The 21,019-nt window shown below is 75.6% G+C and carries 14 protein-coding genes; 5 read left to right on the top strand and 9 right to left on the bottom strand.

The window, feature by feature from the left end; all coding sequences use genetic code 11:
- The first annotated feature begins 211 nt into the window (after positions 1-211).
- Entirely contained in the window at positions 212-2,158 is a 1,947-nt protein-coding gene (locus K330_RS0114890) for a heavy metal translocating P-type ATPase (RefSeq protein ID WP_022922611.1), read from the top strand.
- Here K330_RS0114890 and recD read toward each other — a convergent pair.
- From recD to K330_RS0114870, 4 genes are read right to left on the bottom strand one after another with little or no spacing between them, the layout of a single operon-like run.
- Positions 2,148-3,959 (bottom strand): exodeoxyribonuclease V subunit alpha, encoded by a 1,812-nt coding sequence (gene recD, locus K330_RS0114885; protein WP_022922610.1) that lies wholly within the window; start codon positions 3,957-3,959, stop codon positions 2,148-2,150. The two genes, K330_RS0114890 and recD, sit on opposite strands and share 11 nt — an antisense overlap.
- Positions 3,956-7,390 carry a UvrD-helicase domain-containing protein gene (locus K330_RS0114880; RefSeq protein ID WP_022922609.1) on the bottom strand — a complete coding sequence of 1,145 codons (3,435 nt, stop codon included), beginning with the start codon at positions 7,388-7,390 and terminating at the stop codon, positions 3,956-3,958. Before K330_RS0114880 ends, recD begins: the two co-directional genes overlap by 4 nt.
- 1 nt (position 7,391) lies before the next feature.
- The gene (gene recC, locus K330_RS0114875; protein WP_022922608.1) at positions 7,392-10,931 is read right to left on the bottom strand and encodes an exodeoxyribonuclease V subunit gamma; all 3,540 of its coding nucleotides are present in this window, start codon (positions 10,929-10,931) and stop codon (positions 7,392-7,394) included.
- A 55-nt stretch (positions 10,932-10,986) separates the two neighbouring features.
- Entirely contained in the window at positions 10,987-11,451 is a 465-nt protein-coding gene (locus tag K330_RS0114870; protein ID WP_022922607.1) for a YbaK/EbsC family protein, read from the bottom strand.
- Between the two features lie 42 nt (positions 11,452-11,493).
- On the opposite strand from K330_RS0114870, the gene K330_RS0114865 reads away from it, so the two are divergent.
- The 3 genes from K330_RS0114865 to K330_RS0114855 are packed head-to-tail and all read left to right on the top strand — an operon-like array spanning position 11,494 to position 15,174.
- On the top strand, positions 11,494-13,362 hold the full coding sequence (locus K330_RS0114865; protein ID WP_022922606.1) for a cell wall-binding repeat-containing protein: 1,869 nt from the start codon (positions 11,494-11,496) through the stop codon (positions 13,360-13,362).
- Positions 13,363-13,397: 35 nt separating this feature from the next.
- Positions 13,398-14,417 carry an SGNH hydrolase domain-containing protein gene (locus K330_RS0114860; protein WP_022922605.1) on the top strand — a complete coding sequence of 340 codons (1,020 nt, stop codon included), beginning with the start codon at positions 13,398-13,400 and terminating at the stop codon, positions 14,415-14,417.
- Positions 14,418-14,475: 58 nt separating this feature from the next.
- Positions 14,476-15,174, top strand: coding sequence for a cell wall-binding repeat-containing protein (locus K330_RS0114855; RefSeq protein ID WP_022922604.1), 699 nt, complete (start codon positions 14,476-14,478; stop codon positions 15,172-15,174).
- Here K330_RS0114855 and K330_RS0114850 read toward each other — a convergent pair.
- Positions 15,119-15,748: a TetR/AcrR family transcriptional regulator gene (locus K330_RS0114850; protein WP_022922603.1), complete on the bottom strand. Its 630-nt coding sequence runs from the start codon at positions 15,746-15,748 to the stop codon at positions 15,119-15,121. The two genes, K330_RS0114855 and K330_RS0114850, sit on opposite strands and share 56 nt — an antisense overlap.
- 95 nt (positions 15,749-15,843) lie before the next feature.
- Here K330_RS0114850 and K330_RS0114845 point away from each other — a divergent pair, with 95 nt between their 5' ends.
- Positions 15,844-16,872 (top strand): hypothetical protein, encoded by a 1,029-nt coding sequence (locus tag K330_RS0114845; protein ID WP_202804535.1) that lies wholly within the window; start codon positions 15,844-15,846, stop codon positions 16,870-16,872.
- On the opposite strand, the gene K330_RS0114840 is transcribed toward K330_RS0114845, so the two are convergent.
- Genes K330_RS0114840 through K330_RS21610 form a run of 4 tightly spaced genes read right to left on the bottom strand, consistent with a single transcriptional unit; the run spans position 16,869 to position 20,965 of the window.
- A complete protein-coding gene (locus K330_RS0114840) occupies positions 16,869-17,288 on the bottom strand; it encodes an MmcQ/YjbR family DNA-binding protein (protein WP_029202718.1) in 420 nt (139 codons plus the stop codon). The two genes, K330_RS0114845 and K330_RS0114840, sit on opposite strands and share 4 nt — an antisense overlap.
- Positions 17,289-17,298: 10 nt before the next feature.
- Positions 17,299-18,783 carry a dihydrolipoamide acetyltransferase family protein gene (locus K330_RS0114835; protein ID WP_029202717.1) on the bottom strand — a complete coding sequence of 495 codons (1,485 nt, stop codon included), beginning with the start codon at positions 18,781-18,783 and terminating at the stop codon, positions 17,299-17,301.
- Complete coding sequence (locus K330_RS21615; RefSeq protein WP_022922601.1) at positions 18,780-19,814, bottom strand: alpha-ketoacid dehydrogenase subunit beta; 1,035 nt, start codon at positions 19,812-19,814, stop codon at positions 18,780-18,782. The genes K330_RS0114835 and K330_RS21615 overlap by 4 nt, the downstream gene beginning before the upstream one ends.
- Positions 19,811-20,965: a thiamine pyrophosphate-dependent dehydrogenase E1 component subunit alpha gene (locus tag K330_RS21610; RefSeq protein WP_022922600.1), complete on the bottom strand. Its 1,155-nt coding sequence runs from the start codon at positions 20,963-20,965 to the stop codon at positions 19,811-19,813. The genes K330_RS21615 and K330_RS21610 overlap by 4 nt, the downstream gene beginning before the upstream one ends.
- Positions 20,966-21,019: the final 54 nt, after the last annotated feature.

The following is a 21,019-nucleotide window of genomic DNA, read 5'->3' as shown; positions in this document are numbered from 1 at the left end:
TTCCGCGGCCCGGACAAGGCCCGCGCAGCGGTCTGTGGACAGACCGGACAGGCGTCCCGAGGATGTGGACGGACGACAGTGCGCGCGATCCTCCGCGGGGCGCGGGGCCGCGGGGCGCGGGGCGCCGGGCGCCGGACGCGGGCGTGGCACGCGGGGCAAGCACAGCCTGTCCTTGCTGGTGGGCGCCACCGCACTGCGGTATCCCTAGGTCATGGGCGCGGTCGCCGCAGCGGTCCGACGTCACCCCGTGGTCGGGCTGACGCTCATCCTGCTCGCCCTCGTGCTGGGCCTGCTCGTCGCGGACCAGGAGCCCGTGGCCCGGTGGGTGGCCAGCCTCTACGTCGTCCTGGTCATCGCGCGCACCGGCGCCGGCATGGTCCGTGACGTCCTGCGCGGGCACTACGGGCTGGACATCCTCGCGGTCGTGGCGATGATCGCGACCGTCGCGGTGGAGGAGTACGTCGCCGCGGTCATCATCGTGCTCATGCTCTCCGGTGGAGAGGCGCTCGAGGAGTATGCGGCGGCGCGCGCCCGTGCCGAGCTCACCACGCTCCTGGCGCGGGCCCCGCAGGTGGCGCACCGCATACCCGGGGCCCGTGCCGACGGCACAGGCGCCGACGGCACAACCGGCACCACCGGCACCGGCACCGGCGACCCGCTCGTCGAGGACCTCCCGGTGGACGCGGTGGAGCCCCAGGACGTGCTCCTCGTGCGGCCCGCCGAGGTCGTGCCCGTGGACGGGGTGCTGCTCGACGAGGAGGCGACCTTCGACGAGTCCTCGCTCACGGGCGAGAGCTTGCCGGTCGTCCGCGGCCGCGGGGACACCGTGCTCAGCGGCGCGCTCAACGGCACCCGCGCGGTCCGCATGCGGGCGACGGCCCGGGCGGCGGACTCGCAGTACCAGGGCATCCTGCGCCTGGTGGCCCGCGCCGAGGAGAACAAGGCGCCGACGGTGCGGGTCGCGGACCGGTTCGCGGTGCCCTTCACCGCGGTGTCGCTGCTGGTCGCCGGCCTGGCGTGGTGGCTCTCCGGCGACCCGGTGCGCTTCGCCGAGGTGCTCGTGCTGGCCACCCCCTGCCCGCTGCTGATCGCCGCACCCGTGGCCTTCCTCGGCGGGACCAGCAGGGCCGCTCACCTGGGCATCGTCGTCAAGGGCGGCGGGACCCTGGAGGCGCTCGCCCGGGCCCGGTCGGTGGCGTTCGACAAGACGGGGACGCTGAGCCGGGGCGAGCCCGAGCTCGTCCGGGTCGACGCCGCGCCCGGCACGGACCCCGACGAGCTCCTGCGCCTGGCAGCCTCCGCGGAGCAGCACTCCTCCCACGTCCTGGCCGAGGGGGTCATCCGTGCCGCCCGTCGCCGCGGCCTCGCGCTGGCGGAGGCCGTCGACGGCGAGGAGCTGGCCACCCACGGCGTGACCGCAACCGTCGAGGGGCGGCAGATCGTCGTCGGCAAGCTGCAGCTGGTGCGCGAGACCGACCCCACCGCATACCCCGCCGAGCTGGGCGCCGGCCAGACCGCCGTCTCGGTGGCGGTGGGGGGACGGTTCGCCGGCAACCTCGTGCTGGCCGACCCGCTGCGCCCCAACGCGGCCGCCACCGTGCAGGTGCTGCGCGACCTGGGGATCCGCGACGTCGTGGTCCTCACCGGGGACAACCGGACCACCGCCGTCTCGCTCGCCGCCGACGCCGGCGTCGAACCCTCCGGCGTGCACGCCGAGCTCCTGCCGCAGGACAAGGTGCGGATCGTCACCGCGATGCCGCACCGCCCCGTGGTCATGGTCGGCGACGGCATCAACGACGCACCGGTCCTGGCCGCCGCCGACGTCGGCATCGCGATGGGGGCGCGCGGCGCCACGGCCGCCAGCGAGGCCGCCGACGTGGTCATCACCCGCGACGACATCGGCAAGGTCGTGCAGGCGGTGGAGGTCGGGCGGCACACCTACCGGGTGGCGCTCACCGCCATCTGGATCGGCGTCGTGCTCAGTCTCGGCCTGATGGTCGTGGCCGCCTTCGGCCACATCCCGGCGGTCGCGGGCGCGCTGACCCAGGAGCTGGTCGACCTGGCCGCGATCCTCTACGCGCTGATGGCCCTGCGCCCCGGCCGCGGACACCAGGAGGTCGTCGCGCCGGCCGCCGAGCGCGAGCCCGTCAGGGTATGAGGCGCTGCCGCAGCCCGCTGGCCCGGACCACCCGGCGGGCGACGGCGGCCCGCACGACCTCCTCGGAGCCGACCACCCGCACCGTGCGCTCGGCCCGCGTCACGGCCGTGTAGAACAGCTCGCGGGTCAGCAGCGGCGAGTCGGCCTCGGGCAGCAGGGCGGTGATCTCCTCGGCCTGGCTGCCCTGGGCCTTGTGGATCGTCATCGCGTGCATCGTCTCGACGTCACCCAGCCTGCTCGGCGCGAACCGCTGCGGCCCCGCGGCCCCCTCGATGACCGCCATCCGCACCGGCGTGCCGTCGGGCGTCTGCGAGGCCACGACGACGCCCGTGTCGCCGTTGAGCACCCCCGTGGCGTAGTCGTTGGCGGTGACCAGGAGGGGTCGCCCGAGGTACATCGGGTCGTAGAACGTCAGGCCGGTGTCCTCCCCGAGCCAGGTCTCGGTCAGATGGTTCCAGGTGCGCACGCCCTGCGGCCCCTCGCGGTGGGCGCACAGCAGCCGGTGCCGCCCCAGCGCCTGCATGGCCCGGTCGGCGTCACCCCGGCGGGCGGCGTCGAGAACGGCCCGGGCGTGACGGGTCAGCAGCGGGCGCAGGTATGCCGTGGGGTCCTCCTCGCGCACCCACTCCACCTCCGCGCTGCCCGCCGAGAGCGCGGCGACCACCGCGTCGGCGTCACCGACGCGCAGGGCCTCGGCGAGCGCACCGATCGTCTCGCCGAACCGGTGGACCGTGCGGAGCCGGGCGAGAGCGACCGGCGAGCTCTCGGGGTCCAGGGCCGCCCCGGCGACGATGTCGGCCAGCACCGCCCCGGCGTCCACCGACACCAGCTGGTCGGCGTCGCCGACGAGGATGAGCCGGGCGCCGGGGCGCAGCGCCTCCAGCAGCCGGGCCATCTGCGTCAGCGACACCATCGAGGCCTCGTCGACGAGCACGACGTCGTGGGAGAGCCGGTTGGTGCGGTCGTGCCGGAAGCGGGTGCGGCTGTCGGGCCGCCAGCCGAGCAGCCGGTGCAGCGTCATCGCCTCGACGCGTCCCAGCGGCTCGATGACGGCGCGCACGGCGGGGTCGGGGGTGCGACCGAGGATCTCCTCCAGCGCGCCCGACACCGCCGCCTTGACCCGGGCCGCGGCCTTGCCGGTCGGCGCCGCCAGCCCGACCCGCAGCGGGCGCTCGCCGGCGGCGGCCGCCTGCTCGGCCAGCAGCGCCAGCACCCCGGCGACCGTCGTGGTCTTGCCGGTGCCCGGCCCGCCGGTCAGCACGCCGGTGCGCGCGCGGGCCAGGGCGTCCGCCGCCGCGCGCTGCTCGGCATACCCCTCACCGGGGAAGACCCGCTCGAGGCCGGTGGCGAGCACGGCCTCGTCGACGGGCAGCGGGCCCAGGTCGGCCCGGGCGCGCAGGTCGTCGACGACCTGGACCTCCTGGTGGTGGTAGCGCTGCAGGTAGACCAGGCCCTGGTCGACGACGAGCGCGCCCTGGGTGGCGAGCTTGCTGGAGGCCACCCGGTCGGTCCAGCCGTCGGGGTCGGGCCAGGGCAGCTCGGCAAGGTCGCCCTCGTCGGGGGCGACCGTGGACAGGTCGACCGCGACCGACCCCGACCGCACCGCGCGCGAGGCGAGGGCGACGGCGATCACCGCGTCCTCCTCCTGCTCGCGGGTGACCCGGGCCAGCGTCCGGGCGATGTGCACGTCGGCGGCCGTGAGCACCCCGGCACGGTTGAAGGCGCCGAGCGCGCCCCTGGCGCTCAGCGCGAGCCGCCGGTCGTGCTCGCCGACCGGCTCGAAGGTCTCGATCGATGTCATCGCTGGTCATTCCTTGCGTCGAGCCGCCCGTCCAGCAGGTCTGAGACGCCGGTGACCAGCGCCACCGGCGGCCGCCACGAGAACACCCCGCACGGGTGGCCGTCGACGACCGGGGTCCGCGGCCCGCACATGCCCCGCACGTAGAGGTAGAGCACCCCGCCGAGGTGCTTCGCGGGGTCGTAGCCGGGCAGCCGCCAGCGCAGGAAGCGGTGGGCGACGACGGCATACAGCAGCGCCTGGAGGGGGTAGGAGGAGTGCCCCATCGCCTCGTCGAGCATCTCGGGGCGGTAGTCGGCGGCGGTCAGCGGCTGCTCGGGCCGGCCAAGCCAGTTGGTCTTGTAGTCGACCACGAGGTAGCGGCCGCCGGTGCGCAGCACGACGTCGACCGAGCCCGTGAGGTAGCCGCGCAGCTCCTGCCCGGCGAGCTCGGGGTTGTGCTCGAGCACGTCGGACCACCCGCGCACGGGGTCACCGGCGGGCAGGTGCGCCCGCAGCAGCGGGACGAGGTCGCCGAGCACGCGCGCGGAGGGTTCGCGGGCGGCCGACGGGGTCTGTCGTCGCAGGTCGCCGCCACCCAGCGGCAGCTCGAAGTCGAGCTCGCGCAACCGGTCGGACATCGGGATCTCGCGCAGCGTCGCGTTGCCGGCGAGCGGCCCGAGCGGGGTGTCGCAGACGGCGACGAGCGCGTCGGCGAGCTCGTCGGGGTCGAGCGTCACGGGCCACTGGACGCGCTGCTCGGCGATGTGGGTCAGCAGCTCGGCGCGCAGCCCGCCGGCCGCCTGCGGGTCGGCGTGCTCGAGCACCCCGTGCACCAGCGAGCCGAAGGTCGCGCCCACCGGCAGGTCGGCCATCGGCGAGGGCACGTCGGCCCCCGGCACGGGGATCTCCAGCCCGGGCAGGGCCGGGGAGCCGGCGACCACGGGGTCGGGGGTGTCGGGCTCGTCCTCGCGCGGGGTCACCTCGGGCTCGCTGCCGACGCCCCCGGTCAGCTCGAGCCCGGAGGGGTCGCGGGGCGTGGACAGCGCGGTGTATGACGTGCGCCGCCACCCCTGGTCGATGCGCCGGGTCCACCGGCCCACCCGCAGGTCGGCGGGGGCGCCGCCCGCCTCGACCGTCCTGGGCGCGGCGTGGTCGGCCCGCTCGAGCGAGAAGGCGCCCAGGTCGGCCCAGGCCCGCAGCCGGCTGTGCGCCTGGCCGTCGTCCTTGGGCACCCGGGCCGTCGGCGGCACGGGACCCGCGCCGGGCTCGCGGCCGAAGAGCACGCGGTGAAGCGGGGAGGGGCCGCCGTTGCGGGTGGTCGGCGACCACCAGGTGACCACCTGGGACTGGGCGCGGGTGAGGGCGACGTAGAGCAGCCGCAGGGACTCCCCGGCGTCCTCCTCCTTGTGCCGCCGCACCGAGTCGGCCCACTCGGGTCCGCCCCTGCCGCCGACGTCGAGGTAGCGGGTGCGCTCGGGCGGCTCGTCGTGGCACAGCGGGATGCGCGGCACGTCGGGGACGTTGCGGTCGGTGAGGGTGGGCAGGTAGACGACGGGGAACTGCAGGCCCTTGCTGCCGTGGATGGTCAGCAGCTGCACCGCGGCGGCGTCGCTGTCGAGCCGCCGGGTCCGGGCGCCGGTGGTGCTCGGCCCGTCCTCGGCCATCTGCGCCCGCAGCCACTCCAGCAGCGCGACCAGCCCGAGCTGGTCCTCGCGCCCGGCGTGGTGGAGCAGCTCGGCGACGTGCTTGATGTCGGTCAGCGTCCGCTCGCCGCCGACCTGGCCCAGCACCCGCTCGGGCAGGCCGGCCGCGACCAGGCGCTCCAGGACGGCGGCGATCCCCTGCCGGGCGTAGACGCCGGCCAGGTCGCGCGCCAGCTGGGCCAGACGGTCGTCGAGCTCCTCGCCGCCGGCGTCGAGGTCGGGCACGGCATACCCGAGGAGGTCGGTGAGGGCGGCGCCGCGCGTGAGGAGCGCGCGGTGCGGTGCGGCCATGGCCTCCAGCAGCGCGAGCCAGTCGTGCGCCGCCCCGCTGTCGAGGACGCTGGAGCCGCCGGCGCTGACCGCGTGGATGCCGACCTCCCGCAGCGCGACCTGGGCCGTGAGGAGGTCCTTGCCGCGGTGGGCGAGGACGGCGACGTCGTGCGCCTGGACCGGGCGGCCGTCGAAGGTGGCCCCGGAGGAGAGCAACGCGGCGACGTCGAGCGCGAGGTCGCGCGCGATGTGGGCGCGGGTCGGGCCGATCCGGTCGTCGTCGCCGAGGTGGTCGCCGAGGAGGACCTGGCGCAGCCGTACGGGGGCGTCGCTGGGCGCGCCGCGCAGCCGGGAGGAGTCGCGGGCGGCGGTGACACGACGCACCGCGATCTGCGGGTGACCCAGCTCGGCGCCCTCGAGCATCACGGTCAGCGCGTCGACGACGGCGGGGTCGGAGCGGAAGTTGCGGGGCAGGGTGCGCCGGTCGGTGGCGCCGGCCGCGGCCGCGAGGTAGGTGACGATGTCGCCGCCGCGGAAGGCGTAGATGGCCTGCTTGGGGTCGCCGATGAGCACCATGGCGCGGGCGTGGCCGGAGAAGGCGCGGTCGAGCACCTGCCACTGCACGGGGTCGGTGTCCTGGAACTCGTCGACCAGCACGACGCTCCACCGCTGCCGCATCCGGTCGCGGGCGGGGGAGCCGGGCTGCTCGAGGGCGTCGGCGAGCTGGGTGAGCAGGTCGTTGTAGTGCAGGACCTGCAGCCGGCGCTTGCGGACGGCCAGCTCGGCGCGCACCGCCCGGGCGAAGCCGACCCGCCGCGCCACCGGGCTGCCCTTCTCGGCGGTGGTCGGGCGCAGGTCGGCGTAGACGTCGTCCACCGCGGCCCGGGCCAGCTCCAGCGCCTCGCGCCTGCTGAAGACCGGCTTGGCGTCGGAGCGGAAGCCGCGCAGGTAGATGTCGTCGACGACCTCGACGAGGAGGTCGTCGAGGTCCTCCACCAGCTCGGCGGAGGCGTCGGAGGTACCGGCCACGCCCAGGCTGCGCAGCACCTCGTGGCAGAACTGGTGGACCGTCGCGATCGTCGCGGCGTCGAAGCTCGTCAGCGCCGTGCGCACGCGGGCGTGCCGCCGGGCGCGCTCCTCGTCGTCGACGTCGAGCAGCAGCGTCAGCAGCTCGTTGGAGGGGTCGGCCGGGCGCCGCCCGGCCAGCACCGCCTCGGCCTCGGAGAGCTGCTCGCGCACCCGTGCCCGCAGCTCCTGGCTCGCGGCCCGGCTGAAGGTGACCACGAGCATCTCCTCCAGCGGCACCACCCCCTCGGCGACGTAGCGGGTGACCAGCGCGGCGATCGTCCAGGTCTTGCCCGTCCCGGCGCTGGCCTCCAGCAGCATCGTCCCCGTGGGCAGCGGGTCGCAGATGTCGAAGCCGGCCATGGTCGTGACCGGCGGCGCGGCCGCGCCGGTGCTCGTCGTCGCGCCCGTCATCTCACGGCCTCCCGATCGTCTGGGCGCCGTCGAGCACCGGGCCCCAGACCCGCAGCGCCAGCTGCCCCAGGCGTGAGGTCACGCCGGGGTGCCAGGTCTCGTCGGGCTGCGGGGGGCCGGTCAGCACCGGGTATGGCGCGCTGCCGCCCAGCACGCGGCGCCACGACGGGTCGTCCTGCTCACCGGGGACGAAGCCGGCGTCGGAGGTGACCCACTCCTTGGCCGCGAGGTTGTCGGCCAGGGTCTCCTTCCCGGTGCGGGCGAAGGTCTCGGCCCACGTCGCGGCGGTCGCGACCGGGAGCGGGAGGACCTCGCAGACGCCGCGGTCGCGCAGCCGCACCAGCGCATCGAGCAGCTCGACCGCCCGCGCCGGGTCGTGCGGGCCGGAGGTGACCAGGACCGGGCTCTTGTCGCCCTTGCCCCAGCTGTACCTGCCCACCAGCCGGCTCGTTCCGCCGTGCCCGGCCGCGGCGAGCACCAGCGAGACGACCCAGGCGCGCAGCCGCTGCTTGGCCCGCACGGTGGAGTAGGTGGCGGTCAGCGCGTGGCCGTCGACGAGGCCGGGGACGGTCCCGACGAGGTGCCGGCCACCGGGCAGGGCGATGTCGACGTCGACGCTGTCGCGCGGCAGCCCCTGGCCCCAGGTGCCCGTGCGGACGGCCCGCCACACCGCCTCGCACAGACGCTGGACGTCCTGGGTCACCTGCTCCATCGTCGCCCGGCCCAGCTCGTCGGGCGGCAGCGACCCGCGCCAGCGCTCGGCGTCGACCGTCTGCACCGGGTCCTGCCCGGCGAGGACGGCCTGCAGCATGCGTTCGCCGATGTCCCACTTCTGCAGCCCGTCGAGCTCGATCGGAATGCCCTCGCCCCGCAGCTCCGGGACCTCCGGCAGCAGCATCCCGAGCCGGGACCGCAGGAAGGCCCGGGCCGGGTTGTCGAAGAAGCGCAGCAGGTCCTCCAGGGCCAGCTCCTCGGCGGCCGGCGCGGGCAGCCGGTGGGCGGCGATCGGCACCGGCTCGGCGCGCTCGCGGGCCTGGGCCAGGGCACCGGCGAGGGCGGAGGGGTCGAAGCTGAACGGCATACCCCCCGGCAGCAGCGCGTCGTCGTCGGTGAGGGGGGCGCCGAGGTTGCGGCGGTCGAAGGGCTGCAGCGGGTGGCGGGTGAGGACGCGCTCGACCGCGGGGCCGGCGGCGGTGGCGCGCACCGCGTCGAGCAGCTCACCCAGCGGCACGGCGGGTGGGCGCTCCTGGCCCGAGTGCTCGTCGGCGCCGGTGTAGGTCACGACCAGGGTGTCGCGCGCCGACATCACGGCGTCGAGCAGCAGCTGGCGGTCCTCGCTGCGCAGGTCGCGCTCCCCTGTGACGGGACGCCGGGCGAGGGCGTCGTCACCGTCGGCGGTGCTCGACCGCGGGAAGACGCCGTCGTCCATGCCGACGAGGCAGACGACGCGGTGCGGCACCGAGCGCATCGGCACCATCGTGCACACGGTCAGCGTGCCGGTGCGGAAGTTGGAGCGGGTCGCGCGCCCGGCCGACTGCTCGCGCAGCAGGGCGTGCACGTCGGACAGCGACAGCGACGGGGAGGACCCGCCGCGGGAGCGGGCGGCCGCGCCCACGCGCGCCAGCTCGCGCTCGAGCTGGGCGACCTGCCAGGCGTCGCGGTGCGGCACGTCGGCCAGGCCGAGCACGCCGTCGCCGATGACCGTCAGCCACTGCTCGGCGGTGTCCGCGGCCCGCAGCGCCCGCAGCGTGGTGCCGAGCCGGTCGACGAGCTCGGCCAGCCGCCCGGCCAGGTCGAGGTCGCCGCTGTCGAGGTCGTCCAGGGCCAGGGTCTGGCCGACGTGGTCGGTCTCGCGGCCGTCGACCACGGCACCGACGAGCACGCGGTCGAGGCCCGCGCGCCAGGTGTTCTGCCGCAGGCTGCTGAGCTGGTAGTCGGCGCGGTGCTCGGCGTCCAGCCCCCACCGCACGACGACCGCCTCGACCCAGTCGCCGAGCCGCTCGAGGGCGTCGTCGTCGAGGCCGAACCGCTGGCGTACCGGAGCGCTGCGGGCCAGGTCGAGCACCTCGCCGGCGGTCACCCGGCCGCCGGCGAGCTCGACGAGGCGGTCGGCGAGGGCCAGCAACGGGTTGGTATGACGTGGGGCCCGGTCGGCGAGCCGCACCCGCAGGCCGTGCGCCGGGTGGCTGCGCCGTGCGCCGGTGCTGTCCGCGCGAGGCCCGCCCGTGTCGTCGCCGCGGACCACCTCGCCCAGGCCGAAGCCGGCGTGGACGAGCGGTGCGTAGGCGTCGATGTCGGGGCACATGACGAGGATGTCGCGCGGCTCGAGCGTCGGGTCGCGCTCCAGCAGCCCGGCCAGGACGTCGCGCAGCACCTCGACCTGGCGGGTCTGGCCGTGGCAGGCGTGCACCTGGACGCTGCGGTCGAGGCCGTCAGCACCCGTGTCCAGGGCGAGGGCGCGCTCCTGCCGCTCGTCCTCCGACGGGACGTGGTCGCGCGCGAGGTCGTGCTGCAGCAGGCGCAGGAGGGTGGGCGGGCCCTCCGCGGGGGACGTGCCCACCCACCGGGCGCCCAGCGGCCGGTCGAGCCCGCCGGCCAGCGCGAGCGTGCGCTGCAGCTCGCGGGCGTCGCGCCCCAGGCTGGCCAGCAGCGGGTGGTGGACCGCGGCGGCGGAGGTGTCCTGCGACCGCGGCACCGGCCCGCCGGCAGCGGCGGGGGCGAGCGCGTCCCAGGCGGCGGGGGAGGCCTGCGGTAGCCACAGGTGCACGTCGAGGTGCTCGCCCAGGGCACCGAGGACCTCGACCTCGCTGCGGGCGATCCGGGTGTGGCCGAAGAGCGAGAGCCGACCCGGGAGCACCAGGTCGGAGCCCAGCCGCAGCCCCGCGGCCCCCCGCTCGCGCAGGGCCGCGACGACCCGGGCCTGCCGCACGTCCGGCGGCTCGCCCCCGACCTCCTCCAGGACGCGGCGCCACAGCTCGGGCTGCCACGCCAGGTCGTCGGCCACCGCACCGCCCGTCCCCGGGCCGTCGCCGGACCCCAGCCCGTCGCCCGACCCGCCCTCGCGCCAGTCCGCGAGCATGGCCGGCCGCTGCGCCGCGTAGTCGGCGAACAGCCCCGCGAGGCGACGCGCGACGGCATACCGGCGGCCGCGACGCAGCTCGCCCTCGGTGCCGGTCTCGCCATACCCCAGATGGGTGGCCAGCGTGCTCGCCCACGGCTCGCCCAGGCTCGCGTCGACCGCGCGCAGGACGGGCCAGGCCAGGTGCTCGGGGTGCCACGGGTCGTCGCGCTCGACGCCGAGCACCAGCGCGACGAGGGAGTGCGGGTTGAGGAAGCGCACGCCGGCGCAGACCCCGTCGGCTCCGCCCGGGGCGGCGCCGAGCCGGTGCGACAGCCGCTGGGCGAGCCAGCGCTCCACACCCTTGGCGGGCACGGCGACGACCTCCTCGGCGAACGGGTCCTCCAGCGGCGTCGCGAGGAGCTCGGCCAGGCCGTCGGCGAGCACGTCGGTGCTCGCCGCGCGGTGCACGAACAAGGTCACGCGGTGACCCTATCCGCGACCGCCGACAGGCCTCCGGCCACCGGGGGGCGTGCCGTCACCGGACGGTCGCGACCGTCCCGCCGGTCAGGGCCACGAGCTCCTCGAAGCTCAGCGGGAAGACCGTGTCCGGGGTGCCGCCGGCCGCCCAGACCTCCTCGTGGGCGCGCAGGTCCTCGTCGACGAGGGTGCGCAGCGGGCGGGGGTGGCCGGTGGGCGCGACGCCGCCGATGGCCTGGCCCGTCGCCGCGCGCACCTGCTCCGCGTCGGCCTTGCCCACCGTGGCGGCGCCGACCGCCCTGGCGATCACGTCGGTGTCCACGCGCGCGCCGCCGCTGGCCATGACCAGCAGCGGCTCGCCGTCGGCCAGGAAGACGAGGCTGTTGGCGATCGCCCCGACGGGGCAGCCCAGCTGCTCGGCCGCGAGCACCGCCGTGCGGGCGTGGGCGTCGAGCACGACGATCCGGGAGCCGATGCCGGCCCGGTCGAGGGCGTCCTGGACCTCACGGTTGCGGGGGCGCATGTCGGGGAGTATGCCGTAGGAGCGGTTGCATAGACTTCCCCGGTGCGCGCTGACCTGCAACGTCGTCCGTCGGGCTCACGGGGGAGGGTCGGCGCCTGGCTGGCCCTGCTGCTCGTGGCCGCCCTCGCGCTGGGCGCCTCGCCCGCCACCGCGGTCGTCGGGGACGAGAACGACCTCGGCGCGCGGTCCCTGCGCGGCGAGGGCTGGAGCGTGCCGGAGCTGGGGCCCGGGGACCTCACCCGCAGCGGACCGGTGTTCCCGCAGATCCCTCCGGTCGACAACCTGCACCGGTGGCACCCGGCCTACTACGCCGACGGCTGCCACGCCCCGCGGCGCTCGACGGTGGTGGCGGACGGCTGCCTCTACGGCGACACCTCCAGCGACGTGACGGTCGCGATGATCGGCGACTCCAAGGTGGGCCAGCTCTTCCCGGCGCTGGAGGAGATCGCCCTGCGGGAGGGCTGGGTGCTGCGGACCTACACCAAGAGCTCGTGCTCGTTCGTCGACCGGCCCACCCCCGGCTACGAGGAGTGCGACGACTACAACGCCGCGCTGCGGAAGCACCTGCGCCAGGATCCGCCCGACATGGCCTTCATCGGTGGCATGCGGCGCGACGTCGGCGACGACTACGTGCGGACCTGGTCCTGGCTGCGTTCGATCGGTGTGCAGCGCGTCGTCGCCTTCTGGGACACGCCCGTCCCGAAGCCGAACCCGACGGAGTGCGTCGTGGACGCCCTGCAGGACGGCACCGACCTGACGGGGTGCGCGATCGAGATGCCGGAGGCGGTCAGCGGCACCCCGTCGCTGCGTGCCGCGGCCGAGGTGCTTCCGTTCGCCGAGTTCATCGACCTGCGCGACTGGGTCTGCCCGGAGAGCGAGCTCAGCCCGCTGTGCGCCCCGGTCGTCGGCCGGTCCCACATCTACTCCGACGGCTCGCACCTGGCCCAGGGCTACAGCGCCACCCTGACGGACCCGATCCACCAGCGCCTCCACGAGGCGGGCGTGGCCGCATACCGTCCCTCCGTGGACCGCGTGAGCGGTCGGGACCGCTACGCCACGGCGGCCGAGCTGTCCCGGTCCGTGCAGCCCGGCGGGCGGGTGTTCGTGGCGAGCGGGCGTGACTACCCCGACGCCCTGGCTGCCGCCGCCACGGCGGGCGCCGACGGCGGCGCGGTCCTGCTCACGACCCCCGGCTCGCTGCCGACGGCGACCCGCGAGGCGCTGGTCCGGCTCGCGCCGGCGCAGGTCGTCGTGGTCGGGGGCCCGACCAAGGTGGAGGACGGGGTGCTCGACCAGCTCGCGGCGTATGCCGCACGGGTCGACCGGGTCGCGGGCCCGGACCGCTACGCGACGGCCGCGCAGCTGGCGCGGCTCGGTCGGGTGAAGGTGGCTGGCACGGTCTACGTGGCGACGGGGACGGGCTTCCCGGACGCGCTGGCCGCGGCCGCCCAGGCGGGGCAGCAGGACAGCCCGATCCTGCTCGTGCAGCCCGGCAACGTCCCGGACGCGACAGCCGAGGTCCTCGGCGAGCTGGCGCCGACGCGGATCGTGGTCGCCGGCGGGCCCGGCTCGGTCTCGGAGGAGGTGCTGGCCGAGCTCGACACCTTCGCCGGCGAGGTGGAGCGACGCGGCGGCACCAACCGCTACGAGACCGCCGCCCTCCTCGCCCGGGACACCCCACCGGGCCGGGTGCTGCACGTCAGCGTCGCCACCGACTTCGCCGACGCGCTCGCGGCGGCACCCCTGGCCGCAGCGTCCGGCGGCGCCGTCCTCCTCGTCGCCTCCGAGAAGGTGCCGTCCGCCACGGGAGACGCCGTCAGGGCGCTGCGCCCCGATCGGGTGGTGCTGACCGGTGGTCCCGGGGTGGTCGCGACGGAGACCCGGCGCGAGCTGATCAGACTGGTGGGGTGACCAGGCGGCGCGCACCGGTTTCGTAGACTCGCGCGGTGCCCCCTGACCTGCAACGTCGTCCGCCGGGATCGCGAGGAAGGGTCGGTCGGTGGCTCACCTCGCTGCTCGCTGCCGCCCTCCTGCTCGGGGCTCCGCCGGCGACCGCGCTGGACGCCACCGACGACGACCTCGGGGCCCGGTCGCTGCGCGGGGAGTCGTGGTGGACGCCGGTCCTGGAGCCTGCGGACCAGACACGGGTCGGGCCGGTGCTGCCCATGACGCCGCCGCTGTCCGACCTCTACGCCCTGCAGCCCTCCTACTACGACGACGGCTGCCATGTCGGGCGTGCGCGCACGACGCTGCGGGAGGGTTGCGTCTACGGCGACCCGACCAGCGCCACCGAGGTCGCGATGGTGGGCGACTCCAAGATCGGGCGGCTCTTCCCGGCGCTGGAGGAGATCGCGCTGCGGGAGGGCTGGGCGCTGCGGGCCTACACCAAGAGCGCCTGCGCCTTCGTCGACGAGCCGACCCCCGGTTACGAGGCCTGCGACGACTACAACGCAGCGCTCGCCGAGCACCTGGCCGCCGACCCGCCGCAGATCGTGCTCACCGGCGCCATGCGCCGCGACGTCGGGGACGGCTACGCCCGGACCTGGCAGTGGCTGCGCGGCCTCGGGGTCGCGCACGTCGTGGGCCTGTGGGACTCGCCGGCCCCCACCGGCGGCTCCCCCGCCGGCTGCGTCGCCGAGGCCCTCGAGGAGGGGGCCGACCTGACGACCTGCGCCGTGCCGCTGCCGGAGGCCGCGAGCGGCAACCCCTCGATGCGGGCCGGGGCGCGGGAGGTGGAGGGTGCCTCCTTCGTCGACCTGCGCGACTGGGTCTGTCCTCCCTCCGAGCTCAACCCGCTGTGCGCCCCGGTGATCGGCCGGGTCCAGCTCTACGGGTCCGGCTCGCACCTGTCGCCCCTCTACGGTCAGACCCTCACCGACCCGATCCACCAGCGCCTGCACGAGGCCGGCGTGGCCGCATACCGCCCCTCCGTGGACCGCGTGAGCGGGCCGCACCGCCAACCCTGACTCGCTGCCCGCGGCCACCCGTGAGGCGCTGGTCCGGCGCGCGCCCGAGGAGGTGGTCGTGGTCGGGGGCGGCACCGCCGTCGGGGAGGGCGTGCTGGAGGAGCTGCTGGCCTACGCCCCGTCGGTGGCGCGGGTCGCCGGCACCAACCGCTACGAGACGGCGGCACGGATCTCCGGGCTGGAGCCGGTGACGCGCGGCGGGACGGTCTACGTCGCCACCGGCGGCGGGTTCCCCGACGCGCTCGCCGCCGCCGCCCAGGCCGGGCAGCGCGACAGCCCGATCCTGCTCGTGCGCCCCGGCAACGTCCCGGACGCCACCGCGGACGCCCTGCGTGACCTGGCGCCGACGCGGATCGTGGTCGCCGGCGGGCCGGGCTCGGTCTCGGAGGAGGTGCTGGCCGAGCTGGGGACGTTCGCCGGCGAGGTAGAGCGCCGCGGCGGCACCAACCGCTACGAGACGGCCGTGCTGCTCGCCCAGGACACCGAGCCGGGCCGGGTGCTGCACGTCAGCGTCGCCACCGACTTCGCCGACGCGCTCGCGGCGGCCCCGGTGGCTGCCGCCGAGGGGGGTGCGGTCCTCCTCGTCGCCCCGGACCGGGTGCCCGCCGCGACCCGGCAGGCCGTCGGCGACCTGCGCCCGGAACGCCTCGTCCTCACCGGTGGGCCCGGGGCGCTCTCGCGCGAGACCGAGCGGGAGATGCTCAGGCTGGTGCCGGTCGACCAGCCGGCTCCCGCTGGCCCTCGAGCAGGCCCCTGACGGCGACGGCATACCCGGCCGCGTCCACGTCCTGGACGATGAGGCGCTGCAGCACGAAGCCGGGGACCAGCCCGACCACCGCCTGGGCGACGAGGTGCGGGTCGGCGCCGGGGTCCCAGCGGCCCTCGCCCTGGAGGGCGGCGACGACGTCGGCGACGCGGTCGCGCAGCCGCGCCACCAACGGAGCAGCCACCGCGCGCACCCGCTCGTCCCTGACCGCCTCCGCCCAGGCCGCGACCATGACCCGGGTCAGGTCGACCCCGGTCGCGGCCGCCCGTGCCTCGGCCGTGCCGGCGATGTGGCCGACGAGCTCCCACACCGACGGGACCTGCCCTGCTGCGACCAGCTCGTCCACCGCGTGCGTGACCAGGGTCAGCGCCTGCTCGGCGATCGCGGCGATGATCTCGTCCTTGCCGCGGAAGTAGCCGTAGACCGCGCCGGCCGACAGCCCGGACCGCTGGATGACGTGCGCCATCGTCGTCTTGTGGAAGCCCTCCTCGGCGACGCAGACGACGGCCGCGGACAGGATCTGCTCGCGGCGTGCGGCACGGTGCTCGTCGGTGACCCGGGGCATGGTCCCACTCTAAACCGAACGATCGTTCTTGACAGGAGCGACCGGCGGGTCCACGCTGGAGACGTCAAAGAACGAGCATTCGGTTTGGAGGCATCATGACCATGACCCAGCACGGGCCCACGACGACGCGGGTCGGCACACCCGGCTCCTCCCCGGGCCACGACGGCAGCGGCCGGACGCACGCCGTGGGCGTCCCCCTCGGGGTCGCAACCCTGCTCGCCCTGCTCGTGGCGGCCTTCGCCTGGCCGGCGGTCAGCACCGCGCCGCGGGGTGTCGCCCTCGCGGTCGTCGCACCACCAGCGGTGGTGCAGCAGGTGGAGGCCCAGCTCGCCTCCGGCGCAGGCGCGGACGCCTTCGACGTGAGGGTGCTCGCGGACCGCGCGGAGGCCGAGCAGGCCGTCCGGGACCGTGAGGTCTACGGTGCGCTCGTCCTCGGGCCGCAGGGTGGCGAGGCGCTGTTCGCCTCCGCCGCGAGCCCCGCAGTCGCCCAGGTGCTGACGCAGCTGGCGGACGGCATACCCCCGCAGGCCGGAGGTCCGCTTCCTGTCACCGACGTCGTGCCGCTCCCGGCCGACGACCCGCGGGGGGTGGGGCTGGCGGCCGGGCTGCTTCCGCTGGTCATCGGTGGTCTGGCGCTCGGTGCGGCGACCGCGCTGCGCGTGCGCGGGGGTGCGGTGGTGCGCGGTGGCGTGCTGCTGGCCGGCGCGGCGCTCGGCGGCCTGGTCGTCGTCGGCCTGCTCCAGGGCTGGCTCGGGGCGCTCGAGGGCTCCTTCTGGGCCAACGCGGCGGCGGCTGCCCTGCTCGTCCTGGCCGTCGGCGCAGTCGTGGCCGGGCTCGTCCGGCTCCTCGGCGGCGGCGGACTGGCGCTGGGCGCGCTGGTGATGGTCGTCCTGGGCAACCCGCTCTCCGGCGTCACGAGCGCCCCCGAGATGCTCCCCGGAGGGTGGGGCGCGCTGGGCCAGTGGCTCCCGCCGGGTGCGGGCGCGACGGCGCTGCGGTCGGTCGCCTTCTTCGACGGCGCGGGCGCGGGTATGGCGCTGCTCGTGCTGGCCGGGTGGGCGCTGGTCGGTCTGGCGCTGGTCGGCGTGCCCCTGCGAGGTCGAGCACGGGGCACGGTCGCCTAGAGGCCCGGGAAGTGCTCCTTGGCCGGCCGTCGCGGCGCGACCGCCAGCCACGCCTCGGTCACGACCTCCCGCAGCTCGTCGACGTCGATCTCGCCCAGCCGTGAGAGCCGCACCAGCACCGCCACCGTGTCGTGGCTGCGGAAGTGGTCGATCGTGAAGAAGGGCAGGCTCTCGTCCTCGAGCAGCGCGTCACGGTCCTCGCGGCTGCCGCAGCGGAGCACGACGAGGTCGTCGTAGGGCTCACCCGTGGCGGGGTCGACGGCGTCGCGGCGCGCCGGGCGGAAGAGGCAGAAGCCCCGCCCCTTCGGCCCGCGCGGCACGACGTAGGTCGGCACGTCGCCCCACGTGACCCCGAGCTCGGTCTCGGGCAGCGACCGGCAGATCTCGTGCAGGTCGTCGGGGGTCGCCGGGCGCACGCGCGAGCCCTCAGAGGTCGGCCAGGAGCACGCCCGGGTCCTCGACGCAGTCGGCCACGAACCGCAGGAAGCCGCCCGCCGTCCCGCCGTCGCACACCCGGTGGTCGAAGGTGAAGGACAGCTGGGTGACCTTGCGGACCTTGAGGCGGCCCTTGTGCACCCAGGGCTTGTCGACGATCCGCCCGACGCCGAGCATCGCCGCCTCGGGGTGGTTGATGATCGGCGTCGAGCCGTCCACCCCGAACACGCCGTAGTTGTTGAGCGTGAACGTCCCGCCCGTCAGCTCGGCCGGGGACAGCCTTCCCTCGCGCGCCCTCTCGGTCAACTCGCGCAGGGCGGCCGCCAGCTCGGCGGTCGTCATCGCCTGCGCGCCGTGCACGACGGGCACGACCAGCCCGCGCGGGCTCTGCGCGGCGAAGCCGAGGTTGACCGCGCCGTGGCGCACGATCTCGCCGGCGTCGAGGTCCACCGAGGAGTTCAGGGCCGGGTATGCGGTGAGCCCCGCGACCGCGATGCGCGCCAGGAGGGGCAGGACGCCGATCCCCGCGTCGGGACGGGCCGCCTTGAGGCGGTCCTTGGCCTTCATCAGGCGCGTGGCGTCGACGTCGACCCAGGTCGTCGCGTCGGGGATCTCGCGGCGCGAGGTGGAGAGCCGCTCGACCATGAGGCGCTGCACGCCCTGGATCGGGACCCGCTCCTCGCGCAGACCCTTCGCTTGACCGGGGACGTCGTGTGCACGCTTCTCACCCCGACCGGGGACGTCGGGTGCACGCTTCTCACCCCGACCGGGGACGTCGGGTGCACGCTTCTCACCCCGACCGACGACGTCGGGTGCACGGTCCCGGGCCGCCTCGAGGTCCTTGCGGCGGATCACCCCGGTCGGGCCTGGCGTCACCGTCGTCAGGTCGATGCCCCACTCCTGCGCCAGCCGGCGGACGAGCGGGGAAATGACGCGGACCGCGCGGCCCGTGCGTGCACCCGACGTCGTCGGTGGGGTGGTTTCGCGTGCACCCGACGTCGTCGGTGGGGAGAGGGGGGCGGTGGGGTTGGTGGGGGTGGTGGTAGCGGTGCGGCGGCGTCGGCCGCCGCTGCGCCGCGCGGGGCCGTCGCCCGCGCCGTAGCCGATCAGCGGCCGCTCGGGGGAGTCGTCGGCCGCCTTGGCACCGGCGCGCTCCTCCTCGCGGTACTGCTCGCCCGCAGCACCCGCACCCGCGGACGAGGCGCCGTTGACCGGCATACCCGCCCCGTCGCCGCCCGCGATGGTGATGAGGGGGGCGCCGACCTCCAGGACGGTGCCGGGCTCGGCGTGCAGCTCGGCGACGGCGCCGGCGAAGGGGCAGGGCACGTCGACCGCGGCCTTGGCCGTCTCGACCGTGACCACCTCCTGGTCGACGCCGACCTCGTCCCCGACCGCGACGTGCCAGCTGACGATCTCGGCCTCCGTGAGCCCCTCCCCGAGGTCGGGCAGGCGGAAGACCTGGTCGGTCGCGCTCACGCGGGCACCCCCGTCGTGCCGGGCCGGTCGGCGAAGGTCAGGTCGGGCTCGTCGTCCCACTGCAGCCGCGCGACCGTGTCGAGGATGCGGTCGACGCCGGGCAGGTGGGAGTGCTCCAGGATCGGCGGCGGGTAGGGGATGTCCAGCCCCGTGACGCGCAGCACCGGCGCGGCGAGGGAGTGGAAGCAGCGCTCGCTGACCCGCGCCGCGACCTCCGCGCCCATCCCGGCGAAGCCCTGGGCCTCGGCGAGCACCACGGCCCGGCCGGTCTTGCGCACGGATGCCATCACCGTCTCGTCGTCGAAGGGCACCAGCGTGCGCAGGTCGACGACCTCGATGTCCCAGTCCTCCTCGACCGCGGCGATCTCGGCGGCCTTGAGCGCGTTGGGTACCTGCGGCCCGTAGGTGATGAGCGTGACGTCGGCGCCCTCGCGCCGCACGACCGCCGTGCCGAACGGCTCGGTCCGCGTCGGCAGCTCGAGCTCGGCCTTGGACCAGTAGAGCGACTTGGGCTCCATGAACACGACAGGGTCGTCGGAGGCGATCGCCTCGCGCAGCAGGCTGTAGGCGTCGGCCGGCGTGGACGGCGTCACCACGTGCAGCCCCGGCGTGTGGACGTAGTAGCCCTCGGATGAGTCGCAGTGGTGCTCGACCCCGCCGATGCCGCCGGCGTAGGGGTAGCGGATCACCATCGGCAGCGTCAGCCGACCCTGGGTGCGGTTGCGCATCTTGGCCACGTGCGAGACGACCTGCTCGAACGCCGGGTAGCCGAACGCGTCGAACTGCATCTCGATCACCGGCCGGAAGCCCTGCGTGCACAGCCCCACGGCATACCCGGCGATCCCCGCCTCGGCCAGCGGTGTGTCGAAGCAGCGCTCCTCGCCGAAGTCGCGGGTCAGGCCGTCGGTGATGCGGAAGACGCCGCCGAGCGCGCCGACGTCCTCGCCGAAGACCAGGACGGACTCGTCCTCGGTCAGGGCGTCCCGGAGCGCGGCGTTGAGGGCCTGGGCGTATGTGGTGGGCCGGCTCATCGCGCCCCCTCCTTCTCCTCGGCCGGGCCGTGCGCGGCGTGCGCGGACCCGGCGATCTCGGCGCGCACCATCTCGCGCTGCTCGCGCAGCTGGGGCGTCGGCTCGGCGTAGACGTGGTCGAACAGGTGCATCGGGTCGACCTGCGGCTCGGCGTTCATCCGCGTGCGCAGGTCGGCGGCGAAGGCCTCGGCCTCGGCCCTGACCTCCTCGATCCGCGCGTCGTCGAGCACCCCGCGCCCGACCAGGTAGGCCTGCAGCCGCACGAGCGGGTCCTGCCCGGTCCACCCGTCGACCTCGTCCGGCGTGCGGTAGCGGGTCGCGTCGTCGGCGTTGGTGTGCGCCTCCATGCGGTAGGTGTGCGCCTCCACCAGCACGGGCCCCTTGCCCTCGCGGGCGTGCCGGTATGCGGCGCGCATCACCGCGAGCACGGCCGCGGGGTCGTTGCCGTCGACCTGCTCGCTGCGCACGCCGTAGCCGACGCCCTTGTAGGCCAGCGCGGGCGCCTTGGTCTGCCTGGCCAGCGGGACGGAGATGGCGTACTTGTTGTTCTGCACGAGGTAGACGACCGGGGCGTTGAAGACGGCCGCGAAGTTGAGGCCCTCGTGGAAGTCGCCCTCGGAGGTGGCGCCGTCGCCGATGAGGCACAGCGCGACCCCCTCGACACCCTTGCGGCGCAGGCCGTCGGCGGCGCCGGCCGCGTGCACGGCCTGGGTCGCCAGCGGGGTGCACTGCGGGGCCGTGCGGGTCGACACGGGGTCGTAGCCGCAGTGCCAGTCGCCGCGCAGCAGCGTCAGCACCTCGACGGGGTCGATGCCGCGGGTGACCAGGGCCATCGAGTCGCGGTAGGTCGGGAACATCCAGTCGTCTGCGCCGAGGCCGAGCACCGGCGCGACCTGGCAGGCGTCCTGCCCGCGCGAGCTGGGGTAGACCGCGAGGCGGCCCTGTTTGGTCAGCGCGGTGGCCTGCGCGTCGAAGCGGCGGCCGACGACCATGCCGCGCCACACCGCGAGCAGGTCCTCGTCGTCGGGTATGACGTAGCCGCGGGCCTCCATCGTGGCCGCAGTCTCGGCGGTCGGCTCGGCGGGGGTGCCGTCGGGCGCCAGGAAGCGGACCGGCTCCGCGCACGGCAGCAGGTGGGCGATGTCGCTCATCGTTGAGATCCTCACAGACGTTCGTTGTCCCTATCGTCACCCAGGCCGGACACA

Source organism: Ornithinimicrobium pekingense DSM 21552 (assembly GCF_000421185.1).
Lineage (GTDB): Bacteria > Actinomycetota > Actinomycetes > Actinomycetales > Dermatophilaceae > Ornithinicoccus > Ornithinicoccus pekingensis.
Note: the sequence above shows the minus strand (reverse complement) of the source record. Positions and strands in the feature narration are given on the sequence as shown.

Coding starts and splice junctions, on each gene's coding strand:
- K330_RS0114890 (WP_022922611.1), top strand. CDS start 212: ATGGGCGCGGTCGCCGCAGCGGTCCGACGTCACCCCGTGGTCGGGCTG.
- K330_RS21615 (WP_022922601.1), bottom strand. CDS start 19,814: ATGAGCCGGCCCACCACATACGCCCAGGCCCTCAACGCCGCGCTCCGG.
- K330_RS0114880 (WP_022922609.1), bottom strand. CDS start 7,390: ATGACGGGCGCGACGACGAGCACCGGCGCGGCCGCGCCGCCGGTCACG.
- K330_RS21610 (WP_022922600.1), bottom strand. CDS start 20,965: ATGAGCGACATCGCCCACCTGCTGCCGTGCGCGGAGCCGGTCCGCTTC.
- K330_RS0114850 (WP_022922603.1), bottom strand. CDS start 15,748: ATGCCCCGGGTCACCGACGAGCACCGTGCCGCACGCCGCGAGCAGATC.
- K330_RS0114870 (WP_022922607.1), bottom strand. CDS start 11,451: ATGCGCCCCCGCAACCGTGAGGTCCAGGACGCCCTCGACCGGGCCGGC.
- K330_RS0114845 (WP_202804535.1), top strand. CDS start 15,844: ATGACCATGACCCAGCACGGGCCCACGACGACGCGGGTCGGCACACCC.
- recD (WP_022922610.1), bottom strand. CDS start 3,959: ATGACATCGATCGAGACCTTCGAGCCGGTCGGCGAGCACGACCGGCGG.